At 71.8% G+C, this 15,964-nt stretch carries 18 protein-coding genes; 4 read left to right on the top strand and 14 right to left on the bottom strand.

From position 1 onward, the window contains the following. Nucleotides 1–114: 114 nt before the first annotated feature. The 5 genes from ASD90_RS06560 to ASD90_RS06540 all read right to left on the bottom strand — a co-directional run bounded on the left by ASD90_RS06560 (nucleotide 115) and on the right by ASD90_RS06540 (nucleotide 4,200). The gene (locus ASD90_RS06560) at nucleotides 115–471 is read right to left on the bottom strand and encodes a twin-arginine translocase TatA/TatE family subunit (protein ID WP_056753064.1); all 357 of its coding nucleotides are present in this window, start codon (nucleotides 469–471) and stop codon (nucleotides 115–117) included. Between the two features lie 55 nt (nucleotides 472–526). Further along, complete coding sequence (locus ASD90_RS06555) at nucleotides 527–2,191, bottom strand: S1C family serine protease (protein ID WP_056753061.1); 1,665 nt, start codon at nucleotides 2,189–2,191, stop codon at nucleotides 527–529. Next, nucleotides 2,188–2,907 (bottom strand): anti-sigma factor, encoded by a 720-nt coding sequence (locus tag ASD90_RS06550; RefSeq protein ID WP_056753058.1) that lies wholly within the window; start codon nucleotides 2,905–2,907, stop codon nucleotides 2,188–2,190. Before ASD90_RS06550 ends, ASD90_RS06555 begins: the two co-directional genes overlap by 4 nt. A gap of 19 nt (nucleotides 2,908–2,926) precedes the next feature. Next, nucleotides 2,927–3,574, bottom strand: coding sequence for an RNA polymerase sigma factor SigE (gene sigE / locus ASD90_RS06545; protein ID WP_157610743.1), 648 nt, complete (start codon nucleotides 3,572–3,574; stop codon nucleotides 2,927–2,929). Between the two features lie 167 nt (nucleotides 3,575–3,741). After that, entirely contained in the window at nucleotides 3,742–4,200 is a 459-nt protein-coding gene (locus ASD90_RS06540; RefSeq protein ID WP_056753052.1) for a hypothetical protein, read from the bottom strand. Between the two features lie 72 nt (nucleotides 4,201–4,272). Here ASD90_RS06540 and ASD90_RS06535 point away from each other — a divergent pair, with 72 nt between their 5' ends. Then, nucleotides 4,273–4,896 (top strand): O-methyltransferase, encoded by a 624-nt coding sequence (locus tag ASD90_RS06535; protein WP_056754564.1) that lies wholly within the window; start codon nucleotides 4,273–4,275, stop codon nucleotides 4,894–4,896. Between the two features lie 118 nt (nucleotides 4,897–5,014). Here the strand turns inward: ASD90_RS06535 and ASD90_RS22855 are convergent, their stop codons facing one another. Beyond that, entirely contained in the window at nucleotides 5,015–5,188 is a 174-nt protein-coding gene (locus tag ASD90_RS22855; protein ID WP_013493416.1) for a DUF3117 domain-containing protein, read from the bottom strand. Nucleotides 5,189–5,340: 152 nt separating this feature from the next. Between ASD90_RS22855 and ASD90_RS06530 the strand changes: the two genes are divergently transcribed. Next, nucleotides 5,341–6,153 (top strand): enoyl-CoA hydratase/isomerase family protein, encoded by an 813-nt coding sequence (locus ASD90_RS06530; RefSeq protein WP_056753050.1) that lies wholly within the window; start codon nucleotides 5,341–5,343, stop codon nucleotides 6,151–6,153. A gap of 129 nt (nucleotides 6,154–6,282) precedes the next feature. Here ASD90_RS06530 and ASD90_RS06525 read toward each other — a convergent pair whose 3' ends face one another. From ASD90_RS06525 to dapE, 5 genes are all read right to left on the bottom strand, one after another. Beyond that, the gene (locus tag ASD90_RS06525; RefSeq protein ID WP_157623025.1) at nucleotides 6,283–7,257 is read right to left on the bottom strand and encodes a hypothetical protein; all 975 of its coding nucleotides are present in this window, start codon (nucleotides 7,255–7,257) and stop codon (nucleotides 6,283–6,285) included. 194 nt (nucleotides 7,258–7,451) lie between these two features. Further along, nucleotides 7,452–8,666 (bottom strand): hypothetical protein, encoded by a 1,215-nt coding sequence (locus ASD90_RS06520; protein WP_056753045.1) that lies wholly within the window; start codon nucleotides 8,664–8,666, stop codon nucleotides 7,452–7,454. Continuing rightward, nucleotides 8,663–9,094, bottom strand: a complete 432-nt coding sequence (locus tag ASD90_RS06515; RefSeq protein WP_056753042.1) for a hypothetical protein — start codon at nucleotides 9,092–9,094, stop codon at nucleotides 8,663–8,665. The genes ASD90_RS06520 and ASD90_RS06515 overlap by 4 nt, the downstream gene beginning before the upstream one ends. Next, the gene (locus tag ASD90_RS06510; RefSeq protein ID WP_056753039.1) at nucleotides 9,091–9,864 is read right to left on the bottom strand and encodes a TIGR00730 family Rossman fold protein; all 774 of its coding nucleotides are present in this window, start codon (nucleotides 9,862–9,864) and stop codon (nucleotides 9,091–9,093) included. Before ASD90_RS06510 ends, ASD90_RS06515 begins: the two co-directional genes overlap by 4 nt. A gap of 22 nt (nucleotides 9,865–9,886) precedes the next feature. Beyond that, nucleotides 9,887–11,002: a succinyl-diaminopimelate desuccinylase gene (gene dapE / locus ASD90_RS06505; RefSeq protein WP_056753036.1), complete on the bottom strand. Its 1,116-nt coding sequence runs from the start codon at nucleotides 11,000–11,002 to the stop codon at nucleotides 9,887–9,889. A gap of 118 nt (nucleotides 11,003–11,120) precedes the next feature. Here dapE and dapD point away from each other — a divergent pair, with 118 nt between their 5' ends. After that, complete coding sequence (gene dapD / locus ASD90_RS06500) at nucleotides 11,121–12,053, top strand: 2,3,4,5-tetrahydropyridine-2,6-dicarboxylate N-succinyltransferase (protein ID WP_056753032.1); 933 nt, start codon at nucleotides 11,121–11,123, stop codon at nucleotides 12,051–12,053. Nucleotides 12,054–12,105: 52 nt separating this feature from the next. Further along, the gene (locus ASD90_RS06495) at nucleotides 12,106–12,978 is read left to right on the top strand and encodes a hypothetical protein (protein ID WP_235506405.1); all 873 of its coding nucleotides are present in this window, start codon (nucleotides 12,106–12,108) and stop codon (nucleotides 12,976–12,978) included. Here the strand turns inward: ASD90_RS06495 and ASD90_RS06490 are convergent. From ASD90_RS06490 to dapC, 3 genes are all read right to left on the bottom strand, one after another. Continuing rightward, entirely contained in the window at nucleotides 12,965–13,327 is a 363-nt protein-coding gene (locus ASD90_RS06490) for a hypothetical protein (protein WP_056753029.1), read from the bottom strand. The genes ASD90_RS06495 and ASD90_RS06490 overlap by 14 nt on opposite strands. A 79-nt stretch (nucleotides 13,328–13,406) precedes the next feature. Further along, nucleotides 13,407–14,687, bottom strand: a complete 1,281-nt coding sequence (locus tag ASD90_RS06485; protein WP_082588512.1) for a citrate synthase — start codon at nucleotides 14,685–14,687, stop codon at nucleotides 13,407–13,409. 148 nt (nucleotides 14,688–14,835) lie between these two features. Further along, on the bottom strand, nucleotides 14,836–15,963 hold the full coding sequence (dapC, locus tag ASD90_RS06480) for a succinyldiaminopimelate transaminase (protein ID WP_235506404.1): 1,128 nt from the start codon (nucleotides 15,961–15,963) through the stop codon (nucleotides 14,836–14,838). Nucleotide 15,964 lies beyond the last annotated feature (1 nt).

Below are 15,964 nucleotides of genomic sequence, written 5' to 3'. Positions count from 1 at the left end.
GCCGCGCAGGCGCCAGAGCGACCGGACCGAGGCGGGCGGTTGGGAGCAGGATCAACAGGCATCACGCAGGACGATAACCCCGACGTCCGACAGAGATACCTCTGGGTCAGAGATTCAGGTGGCTTCGCTGTCCCACGGGGTCGGGACCGACGGGTCGTGGCCGCGCGGCGTGCTCACCGGCTTGTCGACGGCCGGTGACGGCTGCTCGTCCTCGTCAGGGGGCGAAGCGAGCGCGTCGCGCACGATCTTGCGGGGGTCGTACTGGCGCGGGTCGTAGGCCCGCCAGTCGACGTCGGAGAACTCCGGCCCCATCTCGTCCTTGAGCTGCTGCTTGGCGCGGTCGGCCATGCCGCGCGCCTGGCGGACGAACTTGCCGAACTTCGCGGCGTACTCGGGCAGGCGCTCCGGACCCAGGATGAGGATCGCGAGCAGACCGAGCAGGAGCAGCTCCCACCCGTTGATGTCGAACACAGTCCCTCGCTTCCATGCGTACCGGCTGCGCCATCCTACGGTGGCGCGTCGAGCTCTAGCTGGCCGGATCCGCTTCCAGCGTCATCTGCAGCTCGAGCTCCTTGCCGCCACGCTCGACCTTGAGGGTCACGGTGTCGCCGACGGCCCGCGCGCGGATCGAGACGATGAGCTGGTCAGGGGTGCGGATGCGCTTGCCCTCGAAGCCGACGATGACGTCTCCGGCCTTGACGCCGGCCTTGGCCGCCGGGCCCCCCGAGGTCACGGAGTCGGCTGCGTCGTCGACCCTCGCGCCGTCCCCCGCGAAGGTGCGGTTGAGCTTGACGCCGATGACCGGGTGGGTGGCCTTGCCGGTCGCGATGAGCTGGTCGGCGGTGCGCCGGGCCTGGTCGCTCGGGATCGCGAAGCCGAGGCCGATGCTGCCGCCGGTGGAGCCGCTCGTGCCCGGCACCCGGGCGATGGCGCTGTTGACGCCGATGACCTTGCCCGTCATGTCGAGCAGCGGGCCGCCCGAGTTGCCGGGGTTGATCGCCGCGTCGGTCTGGATGGCGTTGATGAAGGAGGACTCGGCGCCCTCCCCCGGCGCCACCGGCCGGTTGAGCGCGCTGACGATGCCCGTGGTGACGGTCTGGTCGAGGCCGAGCGGCGCGCCGACGGCGATCACCTGGTCACCGACGACGACCTTGTCGGACGGGCCGAGGGTGAGCGGCTTGAGGTCGGTGCGGTTGATCTTGAGCACGGCGAGGTCGTAGCTCTCGTCGCGCCCGACGATCGTCGCCTTCTCGGTGTCGCCGTTGCTCAGCACGATCTCGATGTCGCCGTCGACGCCGGGCTCGACGACGTGGTTGTTCGTCAGGACGTGGCCCTTGGAGTCGATGACGAAGCCGGAACCCGTCGCCGAGCCCTCGCTGCCCGCGTCGACCTTGATCGTGACGACGCTCGGGAGCGCGAGGGCGGCGATGTTGGCGACCGACCCGGCCGGTCGCTGCGTGGCCCCGGGACCGGGGTCGGGCAGCGTCGATCCGGCGACGTTGACGCGGTCCTCGGCGAGCTGGCCGGCGACGCCGCCGATGACGCCCGAGAGCAGGCAGAGACCGACGACGGCCAGGACCACCTTGCCGCGCCCGCGGCGGCGACCCGGCGGAGCCGGGGCGTCGGTGAGCAGGACCCCGGGCGGGGTCGAGCCGCCGACCGTGGCGAGGTCGCCCATGGCGGGCCCGTGGGGCACGGGGCCTACGTATGCCGACTCGCCGGCCGCCGCGGCAGCGCTCGGCTGCGCGTCGCTCGGGCCACCGGCCAGACCAGCGGCCGCAGTGGTGCCCGCCTCCGGCGCCGAGGGCGCCGAGGATGCCGGTGCGGCCGCGGGCGGCGCGTACGCCGACCGGTGCGCCTCCTCGGCGAGGGAGTCGGCGCGGTCGCTGCCCCACGAGGCGTCGGCGCGCACAGGCACGCCGGCGCCCTCGGTCGGGTGCTCACCGCCGAAGACGTCGAACCACGCGTCGTCGTCCGAGTCACCGGGACCAGCGCTCGCGGGCGCCGGCACGACGCGGGACGAGACCGGCGTCGCCGGCGGTGCCGACGGGATGGCGCGCGTGTCGTGCAGGTCGATGATGCCGGTCTGCTCCACCTCCGGCGACCGATGGGTGCCGTGGGCCCGGGTGCTCTCGGTGGGCTCTGGAGCTGCCGTCGGATCAGGGTCCGGCGTCGTCGACTCGTCGCTCATGGCCCTGATTGTGCCGAACGGACGTTGGTGACCCGAACCGGGGCCGGACCCGACGTCGTGCCGAGGGCGAGCGACGCGGTGCGGGTCGAGGTGCGGGTCGTGACGACCCAGTAGGGCACGTTGCCGGCACCGAGGTCACCGAAGCGCGGCGTCTGACCCGTGGCGGGAGAGACGCGGTTGCCGGGCAGCACGGCGCCCCCGAAGTTCACGGCACTGACGGGGCTCGAGCCGAAGCTCGCCACCGGGCCTCGCACCGAGGGGGTGCGCGAGCCGGGCACCGGCGAGATCGCCAGGCCCCATGCGGCGGCGACCGACGCGCCGGCCGCGATCGAGGCCACGACCGCGGCGCGCATCGGCGAGCGGTGCAGGGCGGGAGCGGTCGGGCGCACGGTGGGCACGGGGTCGTAGGACGGCGTCGACGGCATACGGAAGCCGACGGGCGGCAGCGGGATGCGCGGACCGTTCGAGCGGCTCGGGGCGCTGGGCGCGGGCTGGGGCTCACCCGTCGGCGCGACACCCAGACCCATGAGGGAGGAGCGCAGGCTCAGCGGGACGCCGGTGTCGGAGCGCAGCGACGCGACGATGCGGCGCTCCTGGTCGGCCGCGGCGCGGCAGACGGTGCAGCACACGAGGTGCTTGTCGTAGAGGTGCAGCATCGCCGGGGGCAGGGCCCGGTCGACGTACGCGCGGACGTATCCCTTGAGGTGCGGCGTCACGACATCACCTCCGGACCCATCAGCGCGAGCTCGCCGCGACTCGGCGGCCGGGAAGGCGCAGGCCGGCGCGTGCGGCGCGGGACTCCGGCTTGGCGGGACGGGCGGCGGCGGCGACCTCGGGAGCGCGGTGCGCGAGGGCCTCGCGCAGCTGGGCGCGGCCACGGTGGATGCGCGAGCGGACCGTGCCGAGCTTCACGCCGAGCGTCGCGCTGATCTCCTCGTAGCTGAGGCCCTCGATGTCGCACAGGACGACGGCCGCGCGGAACTCCGGCGCGAGGGCGTCGAGGGCACGCTGCACGTCGTCGTCGAACCGGGCGTCGTGGTAGGTCTGCTCCGGGCCCTTCTCGAGGCTCGGCAGGCGACCTGCGGCGTCATCGGGCAGGGCGTCGAAGCGGATGCGCTGCTTGCGACGCATCTTGTCGAGGAAGACGTTCGTCGTGATGCGGTGCAGCCAGCCCTCGAAGGTCCCGGGCTGGTAGGAGTGCAGCGACCGGAAGACGCGGACGAAGACGTCGTGCGTCAGGTCCTCGGCGTCGTGCGGGTTGCCCGTGAGGCGGTAGGCCAGGCGGTAGACGCGCGCAGAGTGCTGCTCGACGATCTCCTCCCACGTGGGAGGAGTCCACGTCGAGTCGGCCTGCTCCACCGAGGTGGGAGAGGTGGACGTCACGCTCGTGCTCACAGGGGGCCTGGGCCTTTCACGGAGAGGGGTCAACGACAAGAACGCCGTCAGATCTCGTTTCGTTCCCGTCGATCGTCTCGGATTGCCCTGTCCGACCGCCAGCGGGAACCTGTGGTTCTGCTGTGGGCGGCGTCGCGACCCGGACGCGGCGGCACTCATCGGGACTGGGAGCTGCCGTCGTCGGGCACCGCCTCGTGATGGGGCCGACCGTGCGTACGCCTCTCCTCCTTCATCTCCGCCTCGAAGAGGTGGCGCCGGCCACCGACGAGGTCGTCGCGCGCCGCCGCCTCGAGGCGCTTGAAGGTGGCGTAGTAGCCGTCGTCGTACTCCTCGACGATCTGGAACGTCCACCGGCCCTGCACGACGTTGCGCCCGACGAGCTCGGTCCGGAGCCGGTCGGCGACCTCGGCGTGCCCGGCCTCACGCAGGAGGTCGACCGCCTCCCCGAGCGCCAGGTCGGCCGTCCCGGTGAGGCGGTGGAAGCCGTACAGGTGACCCCGGGCGTCCTCGACGACCTCGAGCGCCTCCGAGAGCTTGCCGAGCGCCTCGACCGTGGCGTCGTCGACACCCTCCGGACGCCGGTGCTCCGCGGTCGGCTTGTCCTGTTCGTCCATGACCTGATCCTTACCCTGTTCGAGGCGGCGGCGTGCCGAATCAGCCCCTCACGTCACAGTAGGGTGACGAACATGAGCACCCAGAAGGTCGCCGCGTGGTCGCACGCCGAGGAGTTCGTCACCCCGAGCGAGCAGGTCGAGGAAGCCGCCCACCGCGGTGAGGAGCTCGGCGCACCGGCCGTCGGCAACGGGGTCGGCGCCGTGCTCCAGATGCTCGCGGCCGCGACCGGGGCCAAGGCCGTCATGGAGATCGGCACCGGGGCGGGAGCCTCGGGCCTCTGGCTGCTCGGCGGCATGCCCGCCGACGGCATCCTCACGACGATCGACCTCGAGACCGAGCACCAGCGGGCAGCGCGCGACGCCTTCGCGGCGGCCGGCTTCGCCCACCAGCGCACCCGGGTCATCGCCGGACGCGCCCTCGAGGTGCTCCCCCGGATGACCGACGCCGCCTACGACCTCGTCGTCGTCGACGCCGACAAGGAGGAGTACCCCGAGTACCTCGCACAGGCCACGCGCCTGCTGCGCCACGGCGGCACCCTCGTCATGACCTGGACCGACAAGGAGTCCGACCCGGCCAACCGTGACGCCGAGACCCGCACCCTGCGCGAGGTCGGCCGCACCATCCGGGACCACGACCAGTTCATCGTGTCGCTGCTGCCCGTGGGCGAGGGCCTGCTCGTGGCCGTCAAGCGCTGAGGTCACGTATGCCGTCCGGCCGGCCGGACGGCATACGTGCGCTCACGCCCCGGTGGGCATGCGAAACGGCCCCCGACCGTGAGGTCAGGGGCCGTCGAACCTGGATCAGGCGGAAGGGTCAGTTGACGCCGTCACAACCCTGGATCGCGTCACGCAGAGCCGCAGCCTCGTCGGGGGTCATCTCGACGACGAGACGCCCGCCGCCCTCAAGGGGCATCCGCAGCACGATGCCGCGGCCCTCCTTGACGACCTCGAGCGGGCCATCGCCGGTCCTCGGCTTCATTGCTGCCATGGTTCCCCTTCCCTAGGAATCCTCGGTCTTTGGCCCCATTATTCCGTGTCTCGTTTGCGAGACCTAATTGGGGATGTGACAGAGGGCACGTCGGCCCGGTGCGGGGCCTGCCGCGCTTCCGCCGCGGGACGGATTGGGACAGAGTGGCGCCCATGACGCAGACGCCCGACACCCCCTCCCCCGCACCCCTGATCGTCGAGGTCACCGACGGGATCGCATGGCTCCGGCTCAACCGTCCCGACGCCATGAACAGCCTCGACAACGCGCTCAAGGACGCGCTCGTGGCGGCCCTGCGCGAGGTCGGCGACGACCCCGCCGTGCGGTGCGTCGTGCTCACCGGGACCGGCCGGGCCTTCTGCGTCGGGCAGGATCTCAAGGAGCACGTACGCAGCCTCGGCGACCCCACCTCGACGCTCGCCACCACCGTCACCGACCACTACAACCCGATCGTCATCGCGCTCTCGACGATGAACAAGCCGGTCGTGGCGGCGCTCAACGGCGTGGCCGCCGGCGCGGGGATGAGCTTCGCGCTGGCGTGCGACTTCCGGGTCGCGTCGGACCAGGCCGGTCTCAACACCTCGTTCGCGGGCATCGCGCTCTCGTGTGACTCGGGCGCCTCGTGGACCTTGCCCCGGCTCGTCGGGCCGGCCCGGGCCAAGGAGCTGCTGCTCATGCCCCGCACCGTGTCGGCGACGGAGGCCCTGTCGCTGGGTCTCGTGACGAAGGTCGTTCCGGCCGAGGAGCTCGAGGCAGCCGTGACGGAGCTGGCTCGGACCCTCGCCGACGGCCCGACGCTGGCCTACGGCTCGATCCGGCGCGCCGTGGCCTACTCCGCGGGCGCCGACCTGCCCGCTGCGCTGGCCCACGAGGCCGAACTGATGGCGCTCACGGGTGGCAGCAGTGACCACCGCGCCGCCGTCGACGCCTTCCTCGCCAAGGAGAAGCCCACCTACACCGGCGCCTGACCTCGGCCGCCACCCCGAGGGCTGGCCCCTCGTGCCCGGGTCGATGATGTGCTGGATGGTGCTGCAGCCGGTGTGGTGATCACCCCACCGGCTGCCGGATGATCGGGCGAACCATCTCGCGTGTCTGGTTCAGCCCGCGACCCCGAGGGGCACGGTGCTGCGGACCCGAGCGGTGACGGGCGCTCGCACACCGCTGCGCGCAGCCGCCTCGTGAGCCCGCTCGATGCGGCGCAACTGCGACTCGGGGTCGCGCGCGAGTGCAGTCGGCGTGACGCCGACGACCACGATGCGCATCGTCGACAGGTCGGAGCCCTGCTCCACGGTGGCCTCCCAGTCGAGGCCGTCGGCGTGGAACCGGCGTGACTGCACCATGACGGCCAGGCCGACGTCGTCGAACCAGAGGTCGGGCGAGGTCAGGGTCTCGCCGCCCGGGCCGGTGAGGAGTGGGTTGGCCATCGGCGCGGGCAGGCGCAGCGAGGTCCGGACCAGCGCGAGCAGGTCGCTCTCGGGCACCGACCACGCGCCGTCGGCTGCCTCGGCGAGAATCCGCCGCAGCCGCACGGAGCCCCGACGACCCCTGGCGTCGACCCAGTGCTCCAGGTCGTCGAGCCGGACGAGTCGGCGTTGGACCGCCTCGATGACGAGGCCACGTGCCGCGCGCCCATCCGGGGTCTCGTGCGCTGCGTCGACGACAGCGCGCGCGAGGCAGCCGAGGCGGAGCGGGCCGCGCTCGACAACGCGTTCGCCGAGCAGGGTCGTGCTCCGGACGTCGACCCATGCGATCCGCCGGGACCGGCGTGGCGCGGGCACGAGAACCCGGATCGGCATCGCCATCGGGGCGGCCACGATCCCGTGCAGAGAGGCAGCGGTGGATCCTGCGAGCCACGCTCCCTCGCCGCCGACGAGCTGCGCAGCGACGAGCCGTTGCCGCTCCGAGGGCAGGCCGGTCTGAAGCGCGTAGACGCCGGGCAGCAGGAGCCTCCAGTCCCGGCCGAACCGCCAGCGCAGGGTCTCGCGCGAGACACCGGCTTCGAGGAGCTGACGCCGGGTCACGACTCCGAACTGCACCGCGGCGAGGGCTGCTGCGGCGTCGGTGAGGGTCATTCCGTCACCCTGCCCGCCGAGGCAGGTGATGGGCAGGCTGCGGACGAGCCTGTGGACGACGGGACACGCCTGGTCGCGGGTGTGGACCACTGCGTGATCCACACCTTCGTCTGCGCGGTGATGGGGTGATCACCCCACTGATCGGCGAATCATCTGCCGGTCGATGCATCCAGGTGGGTCTGACCGCTGTCTGGTCACGGGGGGTAGTCGCTCGGGGGGATGAACCGCCACAGGATGTCGGTCCAGTAGTACTGGCCGACGACGAACAGCACGACGAGCGGGACGAACCGCCACAGCAGCCGCCTCCACGTGTTGCCGCGCCGGTCGGCCCACCCGGCCCCGAGCACGACGACGAGGAGCGGGAAGAGCGGGATGAGGTAGCGGAAGATGCTCGTGTAGGGGTCGAGCACCGCCGCCAGGTAGACCGGGTAGGCCAACGTCCAGGTGCGCAGGTCGGGGCCGAGGTTGCGCGCCCACGGTCCGGCCACCATCGCGACGACGAGTAGAGGCATGACGACGAGCATCACCGGGCCCCACGTGTCGCCGAACGCGTACTCCGACATGCCGACCCACGGCGTGAACGGCTCGACGGTGCCCGAGCCGCGCCACGAGGCCATCGTGTCGGTGTAGGCGGTGGGCACGCCGGTGCGCCACCACGCGATCGCGGGCCACAGCAGCCCGGCGACACCGCAGCCGACGAGCGAGGCGAGCATGGCGGCATACGTCCCCGGGGTGATCGGGCGCTCGCGCCGCGCCCGCCAGCGCAGCACGACCACGACGAGCGTCACCAGCCCCAGCGGCACGGCGATCGGTCTCGAGAGGCCGACGAGCACGGCGACGGCCGTCGCGACGAGCCAGCGCTCCCTGGCCAGCGCGTAGAGGTAGCCGACGAGCAGCAGCATGGCGAGGGACTCGGTGTAGGCCAGCTGCAGCGTGACCGACGCGGGAAAGCTCGCCCACAGGGCGACGACGAGGTATGCCGCCGGGGCGCCGATGCGGTCGCGCAGCAGCAGGCCCATGAGCACCGCTGCTCCGGCACCGCACAGCAGCGCGATGGTGGAGCCCACCACCGGGAAGTCGAGTCCGGTCAGGGCCATGCCGGCGCGGGCCATGAGCGGGAAGAGCGGGTAGAACGCCCAGGGGTTCTGCTGGACGGCGCCGCCGACGCCGACGGGCAGCTCGGAGGGATAGCCGTGCTGCGCGACCGTCTGGTACCACTGGCCGTCCCAGAGAGCGGTGAACGGGAAGTACGAGACGGGCACGTCGTCGCCCCCGGTCATGCCGGACGGCACCTGGTGCTGCATGACGATCAGCAGGATCGTCGTCGTGACGACCCGGGCCATCGCGTAGACCGCGAGCACCCAGGCGACGAAGACGCCGCGCGGACGCAGCGGGAGCACCTCGGTCATGTGGTGCGTTCGCGGCCGACCGTCGGATCGGACTGCTCGCCGGACTCGACCGGCTCGGCGGACTCGGCGGACTCGGCCGGCTCGGCGGGCACGGGCTCGGCGGGCACGGGCTCGGCAGGCACGGGCTCGGCAGGCACGACTGCAGCGGCGGGGGCGTCCCCGCGCAGCACCGCGATCTCCTCGTCCTTCTCACGCAGCTCGCGCCGCAGCCGGTCGACGACCCCGTCGACCTGGCTCATCCGGTAGCCCCGGGCGCCCACGTCGAAGACGAGGTCGTCGAAGTCGCTGTCGCGGATCGGCTCGTCGGGCAACGGCTCGTGGCTGAGGCTCGTGGTGTTGCGCCCGAGGCCGCCGCCAGCGAGCCCGAGGATGAGCGCGACGACGAAGCACAGCACGACGATCCCGACGAAGAGGATGAACCACTTCACGCGCGCGGCCCCTCGTACGTCCGGATCGCCTTGACCGCCTCGTGCGGGTCGTCGGTGACGATGAGCCGGTCGAGGTCGGAGGGGCTGATCATGCCGTTGTCGAGGACGGTGTCGCGCAGCCAGTCGATGAGGCCCTGCCAGTAGGCGGCTCCCATGAGCACGATCGGGAACTCGGTGACCTTCTGCGTCTGCGCGAGGGTGACTGCCTCGAAGAGCTCGTCGAGGGTGCCGAACCCGCCCGGGAGCACGATGAAGCCGCGGGAGTACTTGAGGAACATGACCTTGCGGGCGAAGAAGTAGCGGAAGTTGATGCCGAGGTCGACGTACTCGTTGAGTCCCGTCTCGAAGGGCAGCTCGATGCCGAGCCCGACCGACGTCCCCTTGGCCTCGAAGGCGCCCTTGTTGGCCGCCTCCATGGCGCCCGGACCGCCGCCGGTGATGACGGCGTAGCCGGCCTCCGCCAGCAGGCGGCCGACCTCGACCCCGACGGCGTATGCCGGGTCGTCGGGTCGCGTGCGCGCCGAACCGAACACGGCCGCCGCCGGGCCGAGCTCGGACAGGGTGCCGAAGCCCTCGACGAACTCGGACTGGATGCGCATGACGCGCCACGGGTCGGCGTGCAGCCACTCGTTGGGCTGGGGTGCCTCGAGCAGGCGCTGGTCGGTCGTCGTCACGGGCACCTTGTGACGCCGCAGCGTCACCGGACCGGTCTGGCGCCGGTCCTCGTGCGGGCTCCCCGGGGTGACGGGTGCGGGCTGGTGGTCGGTCACAGCGCCACCCTATGCGGAGAGGTCAGCCGAGCCAGCGCAGCAGGGCGGCCTCGGCGTCGACGTATTGCTCGACCGGGCAGCGCTCGTCGTCCATGTGCGCGAGGTTGGGGTCGCCGGGCCCGAAGTTGACGGCCGGGATGCCGAGGGCCGAGAAGCGCGCGACGTCGGTCCAGCCCTCCTTCGGGTTGACGGCGACGCCCAGTGCGTCGATGAAGGCCTTGGCCGCGGGCAGCAGCAGGCCCGGGCGGGCGCCGTCGGCCGCGTCGCCCAACGTCACGTCGAAGCCGTCGAAGACCTGGCGCACGTGGGCGAAGGCCTCCTCGGTGTTCTTGTCGGGGGCGTAGCGGTAGTTGACGGTGACGGTACACCGGTCGGGAATGACGTTGCCGGCGATGCCGCCGCTGATGCCGACGGCCTGGAGCGCCTCGTGGTAGTCGAGCCCGTCGACGGTGATGGTCTCGGCCTCGTAGGCCGTCAGGCGCGCGAGCACGGCGGCGGCGTCGTGGATGGCGTTGTGGCCCTTCCACGGCCGGGCCGAGTGCGCGGCGACGCCCTTCGTGACGACCTCGGCGCGGAGGGTGCCCTTGCAGCCGCCCTCGATGGCGCCGTCGGTCGGCTCGAGGAGGACGGCGAAGTCACCGGCGAGCAGCTCGGGAGAGGTGTCCGCGAGGCGGGCGAGGCCGTTGTACTTCCCGTCGATCTCCTCGCACTCGTAGAAGAGGAAGGTGAGGTCGCGGCTCGGCTCGGTCACGTGGGCCGCGATGCGCAGCATGACGCCGACGCCGCCCTTCATGTCGACCGTGCCGCGGCCCCAGAGCTCGCCGTCGACGCGGCGCGTCGGCAGGTTGGGCACCGCGGTGAGCGGCACGGTGTCGATGTGCCCGGCCAGCACGACGCGTTCGGGGCGCCCGAGCGAGGTGCGGGCGACGACGGTGTTGCCGTCGCGGACGACCTCGAGGTGCCCGAGGGGGCGCAGCGCCGCCTCGATCGCGTCCGCGAGCGCCGCCTCGTCCTGGCTGACCGACTCGATGTCGCAGATCGCGGCCGTGAGCGACGTGACGTCGGCGGAGAGGTCCAGGGCCGGGGCGCCGGAGGCGGCGGCGGTGGTCGGGTCGGCGGACGGCGAGGGCGACGGCATACGGAAAGGCTATCCGGAGGTCACCACGTCGTGACGGTGACGGGACCGCCCGACCCTGGACGTCCGCGGTGCGGGTCCGTGTTTCACGGCCACGCCCCCGCCCCATATCCTTGCGGCCATGTCGGAGCGCACTGCATGGGGACACGGACTGACGACGACCACGGACGACGGGCAGGTGCTCGACACGTGGTTCCCGCAGCCGCTGCTCGGTGAGCGCCCGGCCGACGCCGTCGTCCCCGAGGGTCTCGACGCCCTCGCCGGCGCGGACGAGGCGCGACGCGTGCGCACCGAGGTCCGGCTCGTCGAGATCGACTTCGACGCCCCGCCGGCCGACGCGCCCGACGCGTACCTGCGGCTGCACCTGCTGTCGCACTGCCTCGTCGAGCCCAACACGATCAACCTGGACGGCGTCTTCGGGGCCCTGCCCAACATCGTCTGGACGAGCGCCGGCGCCTGCGCCGTCGACGACTTCGAGCAGACCCGGATGCGCCTGCGGGCCCGGGGCCAGCACGTCGCCGTCTACGGCGTCGACAAGTTCCCGCGGATGACCGACTTCGTCGTGCCGCAGGGGGTGCGCATCGCCGACGCCGACCGGGTGCGCCTCGGGGCCCACCTCTCGGCGGGCACCACGGTCATGCACGAGGGCTTCTGCAACTTCAACGCCGGCACGCTGGGCACCTCGATGGTCGAGGGCCGCATCGTGCAGGGCGTCGTCGTCGGCGACGGGTCCGACATCGGGGCCGGTGCCTCGATCATGGGCACCCTGTCCGGTGGCGGGACGGAACGCGTCAGCATCGGCGAGCGTTGTCTCGTCGGAGCCAACGGCGGCATCGGCATCGCGCTCGGGGACGACTGCGTCGTCGAGGCCGGGCTCTACGTGACGGCGGGCACCAAGGTGACGCTGCCCGACGGCACCGTGGTCAAGGCCAAGGAGCTGTCGGGGTCGAGCAACATCCTGTTCATCCGCAACAGCGTGAGCGGTGCCGTGGAGGCCCGCGACCGCGCCGGCACGGGGATCACCCTCAACGCCGCACTGCACGCCAACGACTGACCCAGACCGGACGCCACCGGTTCAGACCAGAGCCGGACCACCCGAGGACCCCATGCCGAAGAACCGACCGGGCCCGACCCTTGCCGACTCCCGGGACCGCCCCCGTGCGCGTCGCCGACGCCGCTGGGTGCCGATCCTGCTCGTGCTCGCCGTCGTCGGGACCGCAGGCTGGTTCGGCGCCCGCTTCCTCATCCAGAGCGTCGTCAACCCGCAGTGCACCATCAAGGCCTCGGGCATCACGGAGACCTTCGACCCCGACCAGACGGCCAATGCCGCCCTCATCTCGGCGCTGTCGATCAAGCGGGAGATGCCGCCGCGCGCGGCCACGATCGCGCTGACGACGGCGTTCCAGGAGTCGAAGATCCGCAACCTGCGCTACGGCGACCGTGACTCCCTCGGGCTCTTCCAGCAGCGCCCGAGCCAGGGCTGGGGCACGGAGGAGCAGATCCTCGACCCCGTGCATGCGACGAACGCCTTCTACGACGCGCTCGAGAAGTACAAGGGCTACGAGACGGCCGACATCACCAAGATCGCGCAGCGCGTCCAGAAGAGCGGCTTCCCGGAGGCCTACCGCGACCACGAGGGGCAAGGTCGCGTCCTCGCCTCGACGCTGACGGGCCACTCCCCCGCCGGGCTCACGTGCCGCCTCGACGCGGTGAAGACGAGCCTCACGCCGCAGCGCGTCGCGAGCGACCTGTCCGAGCAGATGGGGGTGACGTCGGTCCAGCCCGGCGACGGCGCCCTGACCGTCACGGCGCGCGACCGGACGACGGCGTGGGCCGTCGCCCAGTGGGCCGTCGCGCGGGCCGAGATCTACGGGGCGAGCAAGGTCAGCATCGGCGAGCGCACCTGGGACCGGGCAGCCGGCGACGAGGGCTGGTCCGCCGGCACGGACGGCACGACGGTCACGATCACCCTGGGCTGAGCCCGGACACGCGGTCGAGGTGCTGCAGCAGGTCGTGAGCCGCCAGCTCGACGTCCTTGTGCCGCCACTCGGACGCGCGGTAGACGCAGGCGATGAGCGCCGTGCGGTGGACGCGCCGCAGGTCGCCGTGGACGAACGCGTAGCGGGCCTTCGTCCCGTCGTTCGCGCCCTCGGTGAGCCCCAGGTGCCAGGCGGCATAGTCGTCCCACGAGTGGTTCTCGAGGTAGCGGTTCTGCGCCTCCGCGTCCGGCTGCACCTGCCCCCAGTCGCTGTCGAGGACGTACTGCCGCTTGTCGATGAGCTCGCGGCACCGGGCGACGGCCGCGTCGTTGACGAGGTACCTGGCCATCAGCCCATCATGCCGATGCCCCCGTCCCTTGGGGGGCGGGGGCATCGGGTGGATCACGTGGAGCCCGGGACGCGGGGGCTCAGGCGGGGTAGCTGCGCTCCGCCTCGCCGGTGTAGATCTGGCGCGGGCGGCCGATCTTCGTCTCGGGGTCGGTCATCATCTCGCGCCACTGGGCGATCCAGCCCGGCAGGCGGCCGATGGCGAAGAGCACCGTGAACATCTTCGACTCGAAGCCCATGGCCTTGTAGATGAGGCCGGTGTAGAAGTCGACGTTCGGGTAGAGCTTGCGCTCGACGAAGTAGTCGTCGGCCAGCGCGATCTCCTCGAGGCCCTTGGCGATCTCGAGCAGCGGGTCGTTCTGTCCGAGCTTCTCGAGGATGTCGTCGGCGGCCTTCTTGATGATCGCCGCGCGCGGGTCGTAGTTCTTGTAGACGCGGTGCCCGAAGCCCATGAGGCGGACACCGTCCTCCTTGTTCTTGACCTTCTCCATGAACTTCTTCGGGTCGTCGCCCGACTGGTGGAGCTTGCCGAGCATCTCGAGGACGGCCTGGTTGGCGCCGCCGTGGAGCGGGCCGGACAGGGCGTGGATGCCGGCCGAGACCGAGTTGAAGAGGTTCGCGTGGGCCGATCCGACGAGGCGCACCGTCGAGGTCGAGCAGTTCTGCTCGTGGTCGGCGTGCAGGATGAAGAGCAGGTCGAGGGCCTTGGCGACCGTCGGGTCGACCTCGTAGGGCTCGACGGGGTAGCCGAACGTCATCCGCAGGAAGTTCTCGACGAACGACAGCGAGTTGTCGGGGTACATGTACGGCTGGCCGACGCTCTTCTTGTGCGCCATGGCCGCGATGGTCGGCAGCTTGGCGAGGAGACGGACGGTCGAGATCTCGACCTGCTCCTGGTCGAAGGGGTCGAGGCTGTCCTGGTAGAACGTGCCGAGCGCCGAGACGGCCGAGCTGAGCACCGGCATCGGGTGCGCGTCACGCGGGAAGCCGTTGAAGAACGCGCGGAGGTCCTCGTGCAGCATCGTGTGCCGGCGGATGGAGTCCTCGAAGCGCGTCAGCTCCTCGGGGGTGGGCAGCTCGCCGTAGATGAGCAGGTAGGCGACCTCGACGAACGTGGACTTCTCGGCCAGCTCGGAGATGGGGTAGCCGCGGTAGCGCAGGATGCCCGCGTCGCCGTCGATGTAGGTGATGGCGCTCTTGCACGACGCCGTGTTGACGAAGCCGACGTCGTAGGTGACGAGGCCGGTCTCCTTCAGGAGCGAGCCCACGCCGAGCCCGTCGTTGCCTTCCACGGCCTTGACGCCCGGGAACGTGAGTTCCTTGTCTGCGACCCTGAGTGTCGCGTCCACTGCCTTCGTCACTGTTCCTCGCCTCCTGTAACTCCGGCCCAACGGCGCCGGACGTATCCGCGAGCGACGTTACCCCAGCGTCGGGTCGGCTGAGAAAACAGGTCCACCCCATACCACCGCACGAAACCGCCTTCCGACCGGGGCCGTGACGGCCCCGGCGTCAGAGCCGGGAGCAGGCCGCAGCGACGCGTTCGTCGGTGGCCGTGAGCGCGATGCGCACGTGCTGGGCGCCTGCAGCGCCGTAGAACGAACCCGGCGCGACGAGGATGCCGCGGTCGGCGAGCTCGGACACCGTTGTCCAGCAGTCCTCCTCGCGCGTGGCCCAGAGGTAGAGGCCCGCCTCGGAGTGGTCGACACGCAGGCCCGCCCGGGTGACCGCGGCAAGCAGCTGCTCGCGCCGTCGGGCGTATGCCGCACGCGTCGTCCGCACGTGGGTGTCGTCGCGCAGGGCGACCGCCATGGCGTGCTGGACGGGTGTGGGCATGATCATGCCGGCGTGCTTGCGCACCTCGAGGATCGCGCCGACGAGGGCGGGGTCGCCGGCGACGAACGCGGCGCGGTAGCCGGCGAGGTTGGACTGCTTGGACAGCGAGTAGACGGCCAGCAGTCCCTCGTGGGACCCCCCACAGACGTCGGGGTGCAGGATGCTCGGCGTCGCGGTGCCGACCTGACCCTCGCGCCAGTCGAGCTCGGCGTAGCACTCGTCGCTGGCCACCGCGACGCCGTGCTGACGCGCCCACGCGACCACCTTGCGCAGGTGCGGGACGCCCAGCACCTGTCCGTTGGGGTTGCCGGGGCTGTTGAGCCACAAGAGCTTCGGTGTCGTGGACGCGGTGAGCGGCCCCAGGCTCGTCAGCGACTGCGCGACCACGCTCGTCGCACCGGCGATGCGGGCGCCGATGTCGTAGGTCGGGTAGGCGACGGCCGGGATGCCGACGACGTCACCTGCGCCCAGACCGAGCAGGGTGGGCAGCCAGGCGACGAGCTCCTTGCTGCCGATGGTGGGCAGGACCGCGTCGGCGGTCAGGCCCGGGACGCCGCGCCGCCGCTCGAACCACTCGCAGATCGCGGCCCGCAGGTCGGCGGTGCCCACGGTCAGCGGATAGCCCGGGGCGTCGGCCGCCTCGGCCAGCGCCCGGCGTACGACCTCGGGGGTGGGGTCGACCGGGGTGCCGACCGACAGGTCGACGATGCCCTCCGGATGCGCGACCGCTCGCGCCTTGTACGGCGCGAGCGAGTCCCACGGGAAGTCCGGAAGGTCGAGCCCCCTGAGGGACGCGCCGGGCACG

It is taken from the genome of Terrabacter sp. Root181 (genome assembly GCF_001428505.1).
Lineage (GTDB): Bacteria > Actinomycetota > Actinomycetes > Actinomycetales > Dermatophilaceae > Terrabacter.
Note: the sequence above shows the minus strand (reverse complement) of the source record. Positions and strands in the feature narration are given on the sequence as shown.